Here is a 14159-nt window from a genome sequence, read left to right as displayed (position 1 = left end):
TGTTCGGCTGCCGCCCGCGTTGCGCGGGCAGCAGATCGACATCCGGGGCAAACCGGCGGTCAATCCTTATAGAGCGCACTGGCCACATAGCGGCGCCGCAGATCGCCCAGCAGCGCCGCAAGGATCGCACTGACCGGCAGCGCGAGCAGCACGCCAAAAAAGCCAAAAAGTTCGCCAAATGCAAGCAGGGCGAAGATCACCGCGAGCGGGTGTAGACCGATGCGGTTACCCACGAGTCTGGGAACAAGAAAAGAACTTTCGAGAACCTGCCCAACTCCGTACACGGCTGCGACTGCGCCGATGCCGTACCAGCCGCCAAATTGCAGAAGCGCGGCAAGAAGGGCAAAGGCGAGTCCCAGGGCGAAACCCACGTAGGGGATGAACACCGCGAAGCCGGTGAAGAGTCCGATGGGCAACGCAATGTCGAGGCCGGCCAGAGTCAACGCTACCGGGTAGAACACGGCGAGCACGCCCATCACGAGCAACTGGCCGCGCAAGTATTGCGACAGCATGTGGTCCATCTCGGTCACGAGTCCCCGGACCTTGCAGACCCAGCGCCGCGGCACAAGACTTTCCATCCGCGCGAATATCTGGTGCCTGTCGTAAAGCTGATAGAAAAGGACAAGCGGCACCAGTATGAGGTTGCTGACAACAGGAAGCACGACGTTGCTGCCTGTACGCACGTACCGCCCGGCGGCGAGTATGACGGTCTGGCCGTCGCCGATCGTGTCGCCCGTCAGCAGGTGGCGGACTGCGGGCAGGTCGAGTGGGTAGCTGACGCCCAGCAGTGCCAGCTTCGGTTGCAGCCACGCGTTCAGGCCGGCGATGAAGACGGGAATGTTCTTCGCGAGCTCGGGTCCTTCCTTGTGGATCACGGCGAACGCAAGCAGCGGCAGCAGGGTCAGGAGCGATGCGAACAGGAGCATCATCAGGAGCACGGCCACCGTACGCGGCACACGCTGGCGCACCAGCCACTCGACGCCTGGCTGCAACATGTACGCGACGAGCGCGCCGAGCAGGAATGGCGTGAGAACCGGTCGCAGGATCCATAGAAGAATACCGAGGCCAGCGGCGATGGCGCTCCAGACGAGAGCCTGGCGTTGATAGGAGGTCAGGGGCATGGTTGAGAGTCGTATTCGGGCGGCCCGCAACTGACAGCGCAAAAAAGACTGCGGCGTATCGAGCAGGGTCATCAGTGTCGCCATTCAAATAAGCGGGGGCGCACGCGCGCCCCCCCCGCGTTCAGTGCGCCTGCGACGTATCGGCCACACGCGTCGGTTTGGGCGCAATCCAGATCGCAAGTGCGCCAATGACAAAGCAGCATGCGATGCTGAAGAAAAGCTGGTTGGTGGCGAGCATCACCGCTTGTGACTCGACCATGCTGCTGATCTGAGCCTGCGCCTGATGTGCGCTCCAGCCTGAGCCCGTTAGCGAGGCCGCATAGTGGCCAGCCTGATCGACCAGGCCCGACAATTCCGCGCGGTTGTACTTGGTCTTGTTCTCCCACAACGTGTTGACGACCGACGTGGCAATCGCTCCGCCGAAGGTCCGGCAGAAGCTCATCAGCCCCGCCGCCGAAGCCGTTTCGGGCTCGTCGACACTGCTCAACCCGAGGCTCGTCGTCGGGACGAAGAAGAACGGTAGTCCCACGCCTTGCAGCAACAGCGGCAACGCCACCTGCCAGAAGTCCATATCCGAATTCGCATGGGTGCGGAACAGCGTCACCGAGCCAAGCCACATCACCCCGGCAAACACGAGCCAGCGTCCATCGAACTTCGTTGACAGTTTGGCCGCAAGCGGCGCGGAGACGACCGCGAAGATGCCGGTGGTCGCCGTCGCGTAGCCGGCCCACGTGGCCGTGTACCCCATATTGCTTTGCAACCACAGTGGCGTGAGCACGGTGGCGCCGAAGTACGCGCCGAACGCCAGCGTCATGGTCACCACGCTCGCACCAAAGCCACGATGTCGGAACACCCGTAGATCGACGATGGGGTTACGCTCGGTCAGCTCCCAGATGAGGAAAGCCAGGAAGCCAATCACCGCAGTCACCGCCAGTACGCGAATTTCGAGCGAGCTGAACCAGTCCTGGTCCTTGCCCTCATCGATCATAATCTGCAGCGCCGAGACCCAGATGACCAGTAACACCAGTCCGACCGTGTCGATCCGCATCCGTATCTTCTCGGATTCGTAGCGCTTGAGCAGCATCCATCCGGCGTATGCGCAGATCAGCGACACCGGCACGTTGATGAAGAAGATGTAGGACCAGTGGTAGTCGTCGCAGATGACACCGCCCAGCACAGGCCCCATCACCGGCGCCAGCAGTGTCGTCATGCTCCACAGGCCGAGCGCAGCGGCCGTCTTCTCCTTCGGGAAGATGCGCAGCAGCAGGGTTTGCGAGAGAGGCATGAGCGGGCCGCCCGCGAGGCCCTGGAGCACACGGAACAGCACCAGCGTGGTGAGCGACGTCGCCATTCCGCACAGTGCCGAACCCAGTCCGAACATGACCAGCGCCGCGATGAACACGCGTACCGTCCCGAAGCGACTCGCCAGCCAGCCGGTCAGCGGAACCGTGATCGCTTCGGCCACCGCATACGACGTGATGACGTACGTGCCCTGGCTGGTCGAGGAGCCGAGTGCACCGGAAATGGTCGCCACGGACACGTTCGCAATGGTGCTGTCCAGCACCGCGACAAAGTTGGCGGCGGCGATCATCACCGCCGCGAGAATCAGCATGGGGCCGGACAGCGGCGGCAATGCGATGTCATTGACCTGACTGGAAGACATGTTGGCGCATCCTTAGTGAGCGGGCGCGTCGTTGCCGCCGCGCGTGTCGACCGTCGCTTCCATCGACAGGTTGATGCCGAGCGGGTGCGCGCGAAGCTCGGCCGGATCGATCCTGACGCGCACCGGCAGACGCTGCACCACCTTGATCCAGTTGCCGGTCGCGTTCTGCGCGGGAATCATTGCGAACGCCGAGCCTGAGCCGCCGGCCAGGCCCGTGACCTTGCCGTGATAGACGACCTTGCTGCCGTACAGGTCCGACTCCAGTTCCACCGGCTGACCGATGCGCACCTTGCCGAGCTGCGTTTCCTTGAAATTGGCATCGACGTAAACGGATTCGATCGGCACGACCGACATCAACGCCGCGCCGGTCTGAACGCGCTGCCCCACCTGAACCTGGCGGCTCGCGACGACACCGTCGACCGGCGCGCGCAGCACGGTGCGCTCGAGATCGACGCGTGCCTGATCGCGCTTCGCACGTGCGAGCAGGACCTCCGGATTGGTTTCGACCGTCGTGTCCGCAATCAGTACCTTGTTCGCTTCGAGCGAGCCGACTGCGGCGTCGCGGCTTGCCTTCGCCTGCAAGGCCGCAGCGCGGGCTGCGTCGAGCGCCGCCCTGGCGGTGGCAAACGCAGCACGCGCGTTGCTCAGCTCTTCACCGGATACGCTCCCGGTGTGGGTCAGCACTTCGCGGCGCTGCAGGTCGATCGCCGCGCGGTCAAAGTCGGCCTGGGCCGATGCGATCTGCGCGGCCATCCGGGTCTGGTCGGCTGCGCGCGCACTGACTTGCGCGCTCAGTTGCGTGTCCGTCGCGATATAGCCGCGAACTTTGCGTTCGGCGCGGCCCACATCGGCCTCAGCCTGCGCGAGCGCAATCTTTGCGTCGGTGTCATCGATGACGACCAGTACGTCGCCTTTATGGACCCGCTGCGTATTCACGACCGGAACGCTCCTGACGATCCCGCTCACCGCCGGCGTGATCGACGCGACTTCGGCTGCGGTATAGGCGTTATCGGTCGACACGTGGTGCGACGCGATGAAGTGCCAGTAGCTTGCGTAGGCGAGACCGGCGACGAGAATGGCGCCGCCGAGCAGCGCGAACAGCTTCTTGCGGTTCGAAGGGGGAGCGGGGGCCGCAGCGCCGGTATCGGCGGAAGCAGCGGAAGCAGCCGAAGAGGGCGAGTCCGGCATCAGCGACTCGCTGGTTTTGACGAATTGGGTTTCAGACATGATCGGAGTCCTTGAAATCAGCTTTGCTTGTTGGGATGGGTTGCGTCGGTCGCGGCCGGCGTGCTGGCCTGATATCCGCCGCCGAGAGCGCGCACGAGCGCGACATCGAGCGAGAAGGTGCGCGAGCGGATATCGGCGAGCTGGCGCTGTGCCGAAGTCATCGTGTCGGCGGCGTTCAGCACCTCGAGATAGCCGGCAAGGCCGGCGCGATAGCGATCGAGCGCGACCTGGTGCGCCTGGGCTGCGTCGTCGTAGGCGGCTTGCGTCGCTTGCAGCCGGTCCGCCAGCGCGCGTTCGCTTGCGGCAACGTCGGCGACGTCGTGCAGCGCCTTCGTCAGCGTTTCGTCGTAGTTCGCAACCGCCTCGTCGTAAGTCGCCCGCGCGCCGCGCAGTTCACCGCGCAAACGTCCGCCATTGAAGATGGGCAGCGTGATCGCCGGACCGAAGTTGCCGGCCAGCGAAGCTGCGTTCGTCAGCATGTTCAGGCCAAGCGACTGGAAGCCGATCGACGCGCCGAGCGTGATGTCCGGATAAAACCCGGCTCGCGCGACGTCGATCCGCTTCGCCGCCGCTTCTACGCGCAAGCGGGCAATGACCACGTCCGGGCGGCGGCCAAGCAGGCCGAGTCCAAGGTTGGCGGGCATGCCGGCAGGCTGCGTCAGATCGACGGCCGGCCGTGCGATGCGCAAGCCGCGGTCGGGACCGGCGCCCATCAGCGCGGCGATCTGGTTGCGCTCGAGTGCAACCGATTCATCCAGCGCGAGCAGGTCGGCCTGCGCGCTTTGCTGCTTCGACTCGGCCTGCTTGACACCGGCCTGCGTTTCGAGCCCGTTGGCGAAACGCTCCCTGAACAGCTGCGCGGATTGCGTGCGCACCTGCAGCGCCGCCTGCGCACTGTCGCGCTCGGCGAACAGACGCGCGAGGTCGGCATAGGCTGCGGCGATCGACGCGGAGAGAACCATGCGGGCCTGTGCCGCATCGGCGCGCGCAGCTTCAAGTTCCGACGTGGCGGCGGCCAGCGAAGCGCGATTCTTGCCCCAGAAGTCGATTTCGTAGCTGAAATTCAGCTCGGCGCTGCCGTAGGGGCGCCATCCGTGGGGAACGAAATCCGAGGGAATACCGTTGTTGTAGCTCTGCTTTTTCTTCTGGATCGAGCCGTCCGCGTCGATTTCGGGCAGCAGCGCTGCGCCCGCCACCTGCGCCGACGCCTCGGCGTTATGCAGCCGCGCCTGGGCGGCCGCCAGTGTCGGCTCATCCTGGAGCGCTTCCCCGATCAACGCGTTCAGTTGCGGATCGTTGTAGCCGAGCCACCACTGATCGGTGGGCCACGCGAACGCCGTGCCGGCCTGCTTGCCGCCGTCCGCACCAAGACTCCGCGCCGTCTCATACCTGCTGATGTCTTTCGTGACCGGCTTCTGCGGCATGTCGGGCAGTTGCGCGCAGGCGCTCACCACCATCGCGAACGCGAACGCGACGGCCAGCCTCACCGGTTTCACCTGACTCCGAATGTCCGTGCTCTCTTGCATGATCTCCTGCTCCCTTGCGCTCTTTTACAATACTGGGCAGTTTAGTTATCCAGATCGCCAATGTCAACCGAAATAAACTGTACAGTTCAGGTATGGTAAGATCACACCATTGGAAGTCGAAAGCCGGACACGGGCGTCGCCGCCGGCCATGTCGTTGATCGGTCTTGCAGAGAGAAGGAGGGCATTGAAAATGAGGGTGAAGACAGAAGAAAAGCGGCAGGCGATCGTCGACGCCGCGTTCCAGGTGTTTTGCGAAGTGGGGTTCGAACGGGCATCCATGTCCGAGATCGCGGCGCGGGCAGGCGGATCAAAAGCCACGCTCTACAGCTATTTCGAGTCCAAGGATCTGATGTTCGCGGACGTCATGATGGCCGCCGCGGAGGAAGCCAAAGTAGCGACGGAGCTACTCAAGACCTCGCTGCCGATTCGCGAGACACTGCTGAGGTTCGGCAAACACTATCTCGCCGCCACGCTCAAGCCGCAGATACTGGCGGTGCGCCGTCTGGCAAATCACGAAGGCGGCCGCTCGCACGTCGGCGCCCTGTTTTATGAGCGCGGGCCGAAGGTCGGCTGGCAAATGGTGACTGACTTCCTGCAGCAGGCGATTGACGGCGGGCAGCTGCGCAGCTGTAACGCAGACGTCGCGACCGCGCATCTGCGCGGGCTGTATGAAGCGGAGTTGCTGGAGCTTTGCCTGCTGGGTGTGCCGGCGGACACCAGTTCCCGCAACATCGCCAAAGTCGTTCAAAGAGCGGTTGATGTCTTCCTGGCCGCATACGGGCCCACGGACAAAGGTGACGCCGCATAGGCAGGGCGCCTGGACGGGTCGCGGAACTCGGGAGACGGCGGGCGAACCGCCACCGTGTCGCCAGGTGGGCGGTTCAGCCTGCGCAGCGTCGGCGAAATCCGCCGCTTGCAACGCCTGACATGGGTAACAGCCTGCTAGCCCGTACCGGAGCCAATCGTCCCTTGAAACGGCCAGTGGATGGCTACTCTGAAACATGCCAGGACGGCGGGCCACGCCGATGGCGGTCCATGCGACCGCCGAAACCCGCAGGTAGCCGGCGAAGATGCAGCGCCTCCGAATTGCTGGGCAAGCGTTGAGAGCAGTCTATTGCTCGACCAGTCACGGTCTCACGGCCAGCGATTTGCGGACGTCATAGATGAATCGCCGGCAAACGCCGTCATGCATCGCATCATGCCTACCGCGACGAACAGAATTGGGGTAGCCGCGATAATCGCCGGTCTCTCGGGCATGGCTGCGTGGATTGCGCAGCCACAGGGTTATTTCGGAAGCTGGGTCGGGACTTGCGTCGACGCTTGTGTCGGAAGCTGCGGAAGCTGTGGAGGGTGCGAAAGCTGCGGCCCACCCTGTGAAAGCTGCTTCGCGGAGGGTCGTCCGGCGGACGCGGGCTGCTGCGACGGTAATTGCTGCGGCAGATTGCTTTGCGCAAGCACGGATGCGCTGGTAAGGAATGCGAACAGTACGAGGAAGGTCTTTTTCATTTCAATTTTGTTCAGTTGGTTGTCTTGATTTTGATGCGATTGGTAGCCGCAGGCCATATCAACGCGCGGCCAGGATTGCCTTGTAACGCCAGGACGCTGTTGCGGTACTGAAGTCGACGGGGCTGCCCGATGTTACGTTGTCTGACGGGAGGGGGGCGGACGAACTATTCACCCCACCACAGCTGTTGAACGCCTGTCGTCGGGCTTCCACGCGGGCTAACACCGCCTGAAAGTCCATTGCATGTTGTGTATTGGCGCTCGTGCGGTCATGGTAGCCGACCGTTTGACGCTGAACCGGTTGAGCAGCCGCTTGCTCATACGCTTGGGAACCACTGCTGCTAGCGAATGCGGCGGTAGAAAGGGACAAGATCGACGCGACAACAGGGACAGGGATGAAGGTTTTCGACTTTTGCATGATCAGACTCCATATCGAGCGTCGGATGCAGGAGACGCGGTGTTTGGGGAACAACGGTCTGGGGAGGCATGAGTGCTGTTTGCCAGTTCGTTGGTGCCAGTTTAGTCACTTACCGTCTGCTTACAAGCACCTCCGGGGCAACGGATAGTTGCCGTCGCTGGAAGGTTGTAGCCGATTGCCCTGGAGCGGTGCGCAGTTCTTTAGGGTGTGCGGAGGCAGCGGCCGTGCGTACCATCTGAATGACACGCGGCAAATTGGCTTCGACGCTATCCAGATGGGCGTTACGCAAGCGGGATCAGCCGTCAAATGTGCAAGCTCCAATCGAAGTCCGTTGCCAAGACGCTACGTGAATATCGGAATGCGTTGCGCTTGTTGTTCTGATGTCAGCGAATCGCGGTTCGCACAAACCCGTATGTTGGAGATCTCGCAACTCATAATTGCGCGCGTCAAATGGCGCGCGCTTTGCTTATACTGCATCCATCTGACACGCACTTCGCTATTTACGCAGGAATACTTATGGCACACCAACTGACGTTCCAGAGCGGTTCATCGAACACAGAAGTCATTCATGAAATCGTTCAGCACGCGTTGCGCAGCGCTGCTACGGCCTCCACCACGAATGGGGCTATCGATGTGCTGGGCGAGGCGCTACTCGAAGTCGAGCGCCTCGCCGCGCACACGACCGTCCTGACGCACTGAGCCCTCTGCGCGCAACGACGAAGGCCCCTCGATCACTCGCCCAATGGGGCGCTTATGACGGTTCTGTTGGCTGGTAGAGATACCGCCATTCCCCCTTGACTCGGATCAAGCGACGAACGCGGCCCATGCTGGGGTTCAACACTTTCGCTGTGCCCGGACCGTGGACCGACATCAGATTGGCAACTTTTTTGCACGATCCATTGCCGGTTTCGCCTTCGTGACCATTTGCCCACGCGTCTATAACGGCGCGATTCGGCGATCGTGACAATCACTTTCGCATGGGGGGCGGATTTGACCAGACGATCTCGACAGCTGGACACGTAGCGCGCCGTCCAACACAAGCTCCGTTCGACACGCTCAAGCTGCAAACTAAATTAAACACTTCGAGTCGTTCGCGCAAGATTCGCAAGCGTCCCTTGCACACCTGTTAAGCGACATTCGCCCGCATCGGCGACGTCCTGGATGTGGCTCGAGGATACAAGTTGACTGATCGCTCGCGGGCAGAAACTTCGCTGTCGCGGAGTGTTGATCCGGGAAGGATAGAGGTGGCCCCGTTCGTTCGGACAGTTTTTCCGATTTTTAAGTGGAGCGCTGGGTGTCACGCTGCCATTGGAATCGCGGGCAGCATCGCGAAGTAGGCTTCATCTGGAGTCTGGTCTGAGAGACTTGAATGCGGCCTTTTCTGGTTGTACAAGCCGTCAACACAACGCCCATATCACCGAGTCAAGGGAAGTTCTCTATCGTTGGCACCCGTGGTACGGGCACACGGTATGGATTTTCACCACGATAGAGAGGAAGAACACCGAGTCAGTGCTGCGCTGTGGGCGAGAGCCGTTCGACACGGCGGGCTTGCTGGAGGTGCCGCAATGGATGTTCGATCCCGTTGCCTGCTGTCGCATTACCTCGGCAACGTCTCCCGCCGTCAGCTGTGAAGCATTGAGGGAACTGAAGTACCTGCTGGCGCAGGCGCCTGCTGCCACGCCGCGCGGTGTGGTACAAGGCGAGCACCATCCTTTGCTCCGTACAGGAGGTGCTGATGCGACGCCAGACAAATCCACAACCGGGCGGTCAACTCGAGCTGTTCCATCCTTTTCCGAAGACACCACAATGGGCGCACCTGCCGCAAGAGGTTCGGCAGGAAGCGGTGCATCTGCTGGCGCAATTGCTGAGGCAACACCGTCGCGGGCTGCTCGCCGCCGTACACGAGCCGGAGGTGCGAGATGAGTGACAAGATTCGGGCGCAGCATCTGGCGCGCAAGGCCATGCTGTACGTTCGTCAGTCATCGGCCTACCAGGTCAGCCACAATCTGGAGAGCCAGAAGCTGCAGTATGCGATGCAGGATCGTCTGCATCAGTTGGGCTGGAACGAGATCGAAGTGATCGACGAGGATCTGGGCCGCTCTGCGGCCGGAACGCAAACGCGCACGGGCTTCGAACGGATGGTGGCAGAGGTCTGTCTTGGGCACGTCGGCGCAGTTGCCGCTCGCGAGGTTTCGCGATTCGCGCGCAACAGTCGCGAGTGGCAGCAGTTGGTCGAGGTGTGCCGCGTCGTCGACACGGTGCTCGTCGACCAGGAGACCGTGTATTCGCCGAGGCAGAGCAACGATCGTTTGCTGCTTGGCCTGAAGGGCAGCCTGAACGAATACGAGCTGGATCTGTTGCGTCAGCGTTCGCTCGAAGCTCGTGGGGAGAAGGCCAAACGCGGCGAACTCATTGTCGCGGCGCCGGTGGGTTACTGCAAGACCGAAGACCAGCGCCTGGAGAAGGATCCGGATTTGCGCGTGCAGGACGCCATCCGCTCAGTATTCCGCCAGTTCGGCGCGATTGGTTCGGTGCGTCAGACGTTGTTATGGTTCCTGGAGCACGGCCTGCAGTTGCCGGCATGCATGCCGCGCGGCGAAATCCAATGGAAACGGCCGAGCTACGGCACGGTGTACCGGATCCTGACCAACCCGATCTACGGTGGCACGTATGCCTATGGCAAGACCGAATGCGCGATCCATTACGAGGCTGGGGAACCGCGCAAACGTGATCGCCGCAAACCGCGGGATCAATGGCTTGCGCTCATTCCGAATGCCCACGAAGGATACGTTGACTGGGACGAATTCGAACGGATCCAGTGCGCCATTAGTGGCAACCTGCGTCTGGCCGGACACGCTGGCGCCCCGAAGAACGGTGAGGCCCTGCTGGCGGGACTGTTGCGCTGCAGGCGCTGCGCGAGCAAGCTGACGCTACACTACACGGGTAACAGGCACGACGCCTTGCGCTATAGCTGTCATCGCGGCTGGATGGACAAGGGACAACCGCGTTGTATTGCGTTCGGTGGCACACGCGCGGACGCGGCCATCGCCGGGGCGGTCTTGCAGGTCGTTCAACCGGCGGCAATTGAGGCAGCAATCGTGGCGCGCGAAGAAGAGACCCTGAAGCAGGACGAAGTGCTGGCCGCGTTGCAGCGGGATCTTCAGGCTGCAAGCTACGCCGCGCAACGCGCGCAGAAACAGTACGATGCCGCTGACCCCGAGAACCGGCTTGTCGCCGACGAACTGGAGCGGCGCTGGAATCATGCGCTACTACGCGTAGAGGAACTGGAATCGCGTATCGGGCAACAGTCGCGCACATCCGGCCAGATACCGCCTCCCCAGCCAGAGGAGTTTGCCGATCTCGCCACCGCGTTGGAATCGATCTGGCCGCAGGCCGACGCCCGCCTGAAGAAGCGCATAGTGCGCACCTTGATCCACGAAGTCGTCGTTGACGTTGACGACGCAACGAGCGAGATCGTGCTCGTCATTCACTGGAAGGGCGGAGTACATACCGAGATTCGCGTGCCGCGGCGGCGCCGCGGAGAGAACACTACGCATACGTCACGTGAAGCAATTGATGCCGTGCGCCAGCTCGTCCGTATCTGTCCGGATCTGGTGATCGCCGGCGTACTCAATCGCAATGACCTGCGAACCGGCCGGGGTAACTTCTGGACCCAGGAGCGAGTCACCGCGTTGCGCAGCCACCATCAGATCCCGGTCTATTCGAGCGAGCGACGTGCTGCTGCAGGATGGATGACGTTGACCGAGGCATCGGCGTTCATCGGTGTGAGCCTCGGAACGCTCAGGCTCGCAGTTGAGCGCGACAAGATCCCAGCCGAACATCCGTTGCCCAACGGGCCATGGATCTTCAATCGCAATTCGCTGACCGGCGACGCAGTTACCGAACTCGTCGGACGGGCTCGCGCACGGCGCGGACACCCCACAATACCAACGACACAACAGGGCTCTCTAGATTTATCAACAACATAGCGAGGTTGGGCAGTATGAAACGCACTTGCTTTACTACGCAACCTAGAACGCATTCGAGAGACGCTACATCTGCCCGCCTCAGGTCACCCGTCAACGCGAGACGTATGGATTCGCGTAAGTCGATTCCCAGCCGCCGCCGAGTGCCTTACAGAGGGTGATGAGATTCGCGGCAGCGGTCGCCTTGCTTTGTTCGAGGTTGCTCTGGGCGTCGAGCAGTTGCTTCTGCACGTTCAGCACGTCGAGATAGTCAAGTGCCCCAGCCTTGTAGCGCTGCTGCGCTACCGAGAGCGCGCGCTGGTTCAGAGCAACTACCGCCGTCAGCCGATCGCGGCGCAACTGCTCGGCATCGTAGACGACAAGTGCGTCGTCCACCTCGCGCCAGGCCTCAAGTACAGTGCGTTTGTAGACGATCGCGGCCTCCTGTTGTTGTGCCTCGCGCAGGTGCAGTGTCCCCTTGAGGCGACCGCCCTCGAAGACCGGTATTGTGATGGAGGGTCCGACAACAAACTGTCCCGACGCCCAGTTGGCCAGGCTCGAAAGCTGAAGACTCTGGAAACCTGCGCTGCCATTTAGCGATATGCGCGGGTAAAAGTCGGCTTTTGCCATACCGATCGACGCCGTGGCCGCATGCAGTTGCGCTTCCGCCTGCCTTATATCGGGTCTGCGTTGCACAAGCTCAGACGGAAAGCCGATGGGCACCTGTCCAGGCAGCTCGGGCACGTCATGCGGCTCGCCGAGCGTTTGCTGAAGCGCGCCCGGTTCCTCGGCGAGCAAGACGCCAATCGCGTTGATCGTAGTCTCGCATCGCGATTCGAGCGTCGGAATCTGACTTTCGATTGACGCTGCCTGCGCGGAAGCGTTGGCCACGTCCAGATCCGTCGTTACGCCGTCGCGCGCCCGTACCTGCGTGAGCTTCGTGGTATCGCGAGCAATCTCAAGGTTTTGTCTCGCGATCCGCAGCAACGACTGTGTGTCGCGTAACTCGAGATAGTCTCGCGCGAGTTCGGCGCGAGCAGACAACAAAACTGCGTTTCGGTCTTCGTAAGAAGCTTCCGTCAAGGCAGTCGCGGCTTCGACACCGCGTCGATTGCGGCCCCAGATATCAAGTTCCCAGGATGCATCGAAGCCCGCTTGATAGAGGTTGTAAGCCGGCGAACCCTTGGAACCCGGCAGCGGCGCCACGCCAAGAGGCGTATTACCCGAAGCGGATTGCGATTGGGTTTCGGTTGGGCTCACCCCAAGCAGTCCCAGAATGCCGTTCGGGCTTCCGCGCTCGCGGTTGTACGACGCAGCGCCATCAAGCGTGGGATATTCTGCGGCACCTGCCACGCGCTGTTCGGCCCGGCTTTGCCGAAGGCGCGCCGACGCCGCGGCGACATCGAGGTTCGCATCGGCAAGTTGCCGCTCGAGCGCGTTCAACGTCGGATCGCTAAACAGTGTCCACCAATCTGAATTGAAACCGGATTCGACGGCCTTGCTCGGTGCTTGCGCAGATTGGGTTCGATCAAAGACTTGCGCTGGCGTGGACGCCGTGGGACGTTGGAAATCCGGTCCGACGGTGCAGCCCGCCATCACAAGGCACGCCAATATCTCCAACGCTAACGCGCGGTAGGAAAAGTCGCTGGCATTCATTTTCGCTCCCCGCCTTCGGCCGGCGCATTGCCACGCTGACCGACGGCAACATCTGTTTCGACAGAAAGCCCCACGCTCAACGCGGAAGCCGCCTCTTGACCCTGGTCAATGGTGATCCTGACCGGTACGCGTTGGACGACCTTCGTGAAGTTGCCCGTCGCGTTGTCGGGCGCGATAGGCGCAAAGCTCACACCGGTTGCAGGAGCGAGACTATCGACACGGCCGTGAATCATCACGCCAGGAAGGCTGTCGACCTTGATCCGCACGCTTTCGCCAGGCCGCATGTGGGTGATCTGGCTTTCCTGGAAGTTGGCGACGACATAGGCATCGGAAAGCGGCACGATCGCGAGAAGCGGCGCACCGGGCGTCACGAAGGCGCCCACCCGCGCAGAGCGCCGCCCGACCTTGCCGTCGACTGGCGCGCGAATCTCCGTATAGGACAGGTTGAGCCTGGCCTGCTCGAGTGCCGCCTCGGTGCGTGCGAGCGCGCCGGCCGCCTTGTCGCGCTGGGTCTGCAGTACGCTCAGGTTCTGCTCGGTCGACGCCAGTACGGCCCCATCGTGGGCCTGCTGCGCGAGCTGCTCGGCAAGCGTGCTCGAAGCGTGCTGTTGCTCCTGAGCCGTTCCTGCACCGGCTACCGAAAGGTTCTGGTACCGCGCAGCGTTGGCTCGCGCAAACTCGACCGACGCGTCGTCGGACTTAAGCGTCGCGCGCGCCTGCTCGACGAGCGAGGGCTGCCGCGCGATCTCGGCATCGTAGTTCGCGATAGACGCTTTTGCCGCGGCCACGTCCGCTTCCGCACTCATCAATGCGGCCTTGAAGTCACGGTCGTCAATCCGAACCAGTAATTGCCCGGCTTTAACTGATTGGTTATCCTTGACGAATACGTCAGATATTTCACCGGCGATACGCGGTGCCACGAGCGTGAAATCGGCCTCGACATAAGCATCATTGGTGGATTCGGTATTCGAGCCGCCTGCTAGACTTGAGTAAGCCCATGCGCCAACGCCGACTGCGACAGCCAGAGCGGCAACACGAATAATTTTGAGAGGACATCGAGCAACGGATGACATGATTACC

At 62.0% G+C, this 14159-nt stretch carries 11 protein-coding genes; 4 read left to right on the top strand and 7 right to left on the bottom strand.

Going from position 1 to position 14159, the window contains the following annotated elements:
* Positions 1-59: 59 nt before the first annotated feature.
* The 4 genes from B0G76_RS13310 to B0G76_RS13295 form a co-directional block, all read right to left on the bottom strand.
* A complete protein-coding gene (locus B0G76_RS13310) occupies positions 60-1136 on the bottom strand; it encodes an AI-2E family transporter (RefSeq protein ID WP_120296356.1) in 1077 nt (358 codons plus the stop codon).
* A gap of 106 nt (positions 1137-1242) precedes the next feature.
* Positions 1243-2784: a DHA2 family efflux MFS transporter permease subunit gene (locus B0G76_RS13305; protein WP_120292763.1), complete on the bottom strand. Its 1542-nt coding sequence runs from the start codon at positions 2782-2784 to the stop codon at positions 1243-1245.
* Positions 2785-2796: 12 nt separating this feature from the next.
* On the bottom strand, positions 2797-3972 hold the full coding sequence (locus tag B0G76_RS13300; protein ID WP_183082205.1) for an HlyD family secretion protein: 1176 nt from the start codon (positions 3970-3972) through the stop codon (positions 2797-2799).
* A gap of 56 nt (positions 3973-4028) precedes the next feature.
* Positions 4029-5537, bottom strand: a complete 1509-nt coding sequence (locus B0G76_RS13295) for an efflux transporter outer membrane subunit (protein ID WP_120292759.1) — start codon at positions 5535-5537, stop codon at positions 4029-4031.
* 190 nt (positions 5538-5727) lie between these two features.
* On the opposite strand from B0G76_RS13295, the gene B0G76_RS13290 reads away from it, so the two are divergent.
* A complete protein-coding gene (locus B0G76_RS13290) occupies positions 5728-6345 on the top strand; it encodes a TetR/AcrR family transcriptional regulator (RefSeq protein WP_120292757.1) in 618 nt (205 codons plus the stop codon).
* A 756-nt stretch (positions 6346-7101) separates the two neighbouring features.
* Here B0G76_RS13290 and B0G76_RS13280 read toward each other — a convergent pair.
* On the bottom strand, positions 7102-7458 hold the full coding sequence (locus B0G76_RS13280; protein ID WP_120292753.1) for a hypothetical protein: 357 nt from the start codon (positions 7456-7458) through the stop codon (positions 7102-7104).
* A 516-nt stretch (positions 7459-7974) separates the two neighbouring features.
* Between B0G76_RS13280 and B0G76_RS13275 the strand changes: the two genes are divergently transcribed.
* The 3 genes from B0G76_RS13275 (at position 7975) to B0G76_RS13265 (ending at position 11447) form a co-directional block, all read left to right on the top strand.
* Entirely contained in the window at positions 7975-8157 is a 183-nt protein-coding gene (locus B0G76_RS13275; RefSeq protein ID WP_120292751.1) for a hypothetical protein, read from the top strand.
* 1036 nt (positions 8158-9193) lie between these two features.
* Positions 9194-9385, top strand: a complete 192-nt coding sequence (locus B0G76_RS13270; protein WP_147394043.1) for a hypothetical protein — start codon at positions 9194-9196, stop codon at positions 9383-9385.
* Positions 9378-11447 carry a recombinase family protein gene (locus B0G76_RS13265; protein ID WP_120292747.1) on the top strand — a complete coding sequence of 690 codons (2070 nt, stop codon included), beginning with the start codon at positions 9378-9380 and terminating at the stop codon, positions 11445-11447. Before B0G76_RS13270 ends, B0G76_RS13265 begins: the two co-directional genes overlap by 8 nt.
* A gap of 90 nt (positions 11448-11537) precedes the next feature.
* On the opposite strand, the gene B0G76_RS13260 is transcribed toward B0G76_RS13265, so the two are convergent.
* Both B0G76_RS13260 and B0G76_RS13255 read right to left on the bottom strand, forming a co-directional pair.
* On the bottom strand, positions 11538-13079 hold the full coding sequence (locus tag B0G76_RS13260; protein WP_120292745.1) for an efflux transporter outer membrane subunit: 1542 nt from the start codon (positions 13077-13079) through the stop codon (positions 11538-11540).
* Complete coding sequence (locus tag B0G76_RS13255; RefSeq protein WP_120292743.1) at positions 13076-14152, bottom strand: HlyD family secretion protein; 1077 nt, start codon at positions 14150-14152, stop codon at positions 13076-13078. Before B0G76_RS13255 ends, B0G76_RS13260 begins: the two co-directional genes overlap by 4 nt.
* Positions 14153-14159: the final 7 nt, after the last annotated feature.

It is taken from the genome of Paraburkholderia sp. BL23I1N1 (genome assembly GCF_003610295.1).
In the GTDB taxonomy this organism is placed as follows: Bacteria; Pseudomonadota; Gammaproteobacteria; order Burkholderiales; family Burkholderiaceae; genus Paraburkholderia.
Note: the sequence above shows the minus strand (reverse complement) of the source record. Positions and strands in the feature narration are given on the sequence as shown.

Excerpts from the sequence above, each read along its gene's own strand:
- B0G76_RS13305 (WP_120292763.1), bottom strand. The coding sequence starts at position 2,784 with ATGTCTTCCAGTCAGGTCAATGACATCGCATTGCCGCCGCTGTCCGGC.
- B0G76_RS13300 (WP_183082205.1), bottom strand. The coding sequence starts at position 3,972 with ATGCCGGACTCGCCCTCTTCGGCTGCTTCCGCTGCTTCCGCCGATACC.
- B0G76_RS13295 (WP_120292759.1), bottom strand. The coding sequence starts at position 5,537 with ATGCAAGAGAGCACGGACATTCGGAGTCAGGTGAAACCGGTGAGGCTG.
- B0G76_RS13290 (WP_120292757.1), top strand. The coding sequence starts at position 5,728 with ATGAGGGTGAAGACAGAAGAAAAGCGGCAGGCGATCGTCGACGCCGCG.
- B0G76_RS13280 (WP_120292753.1), bottom strand. The coding sequence starts at position 7,458 with ATGCAAAAGTCGAAAACCTTCATCCCTGTCCCTGTTGTCGCGTCGATC.
- B0G76_RS13275 (WP_120292751.1), top strand. The coding sequence starts at position 7,975 with ATGGCACACCAACTGACGTTCCAGAGCGGTTCATCGAACACAGAAGTC.
- B0G76_RS13270 (WP_147394043.1), top strand. The coding sequence starts at position 9,194 with ATGCGACGCCAGACAAATCCACAACCGGGCGGTCAACTCGAGCTGTTC.
- B0G76_RS13265 (WP_120292747.1), top strand. The coding sequence starts at position 9,378 with ATGAGTGACAAGATTCGGGCGCAGCATCTGGCGCGCAAGGCCATGCTG.
- B0G76_RS13260 (WP_120292745.1), bottom strand. The coding sequence starts at position 13,079 with ATGAATGCCAGCGACTTTTCCTACCGCGCGTTAGCGTTGGAGATATTG.
- B0G76_RS13255 (WP_120292743.1), bottom strand. The coding sequence starts at position 14,152 with ATGTCATCCGTTGCTCGATGTCCTCTCAAAATTATTCGTGTTGCCGCT.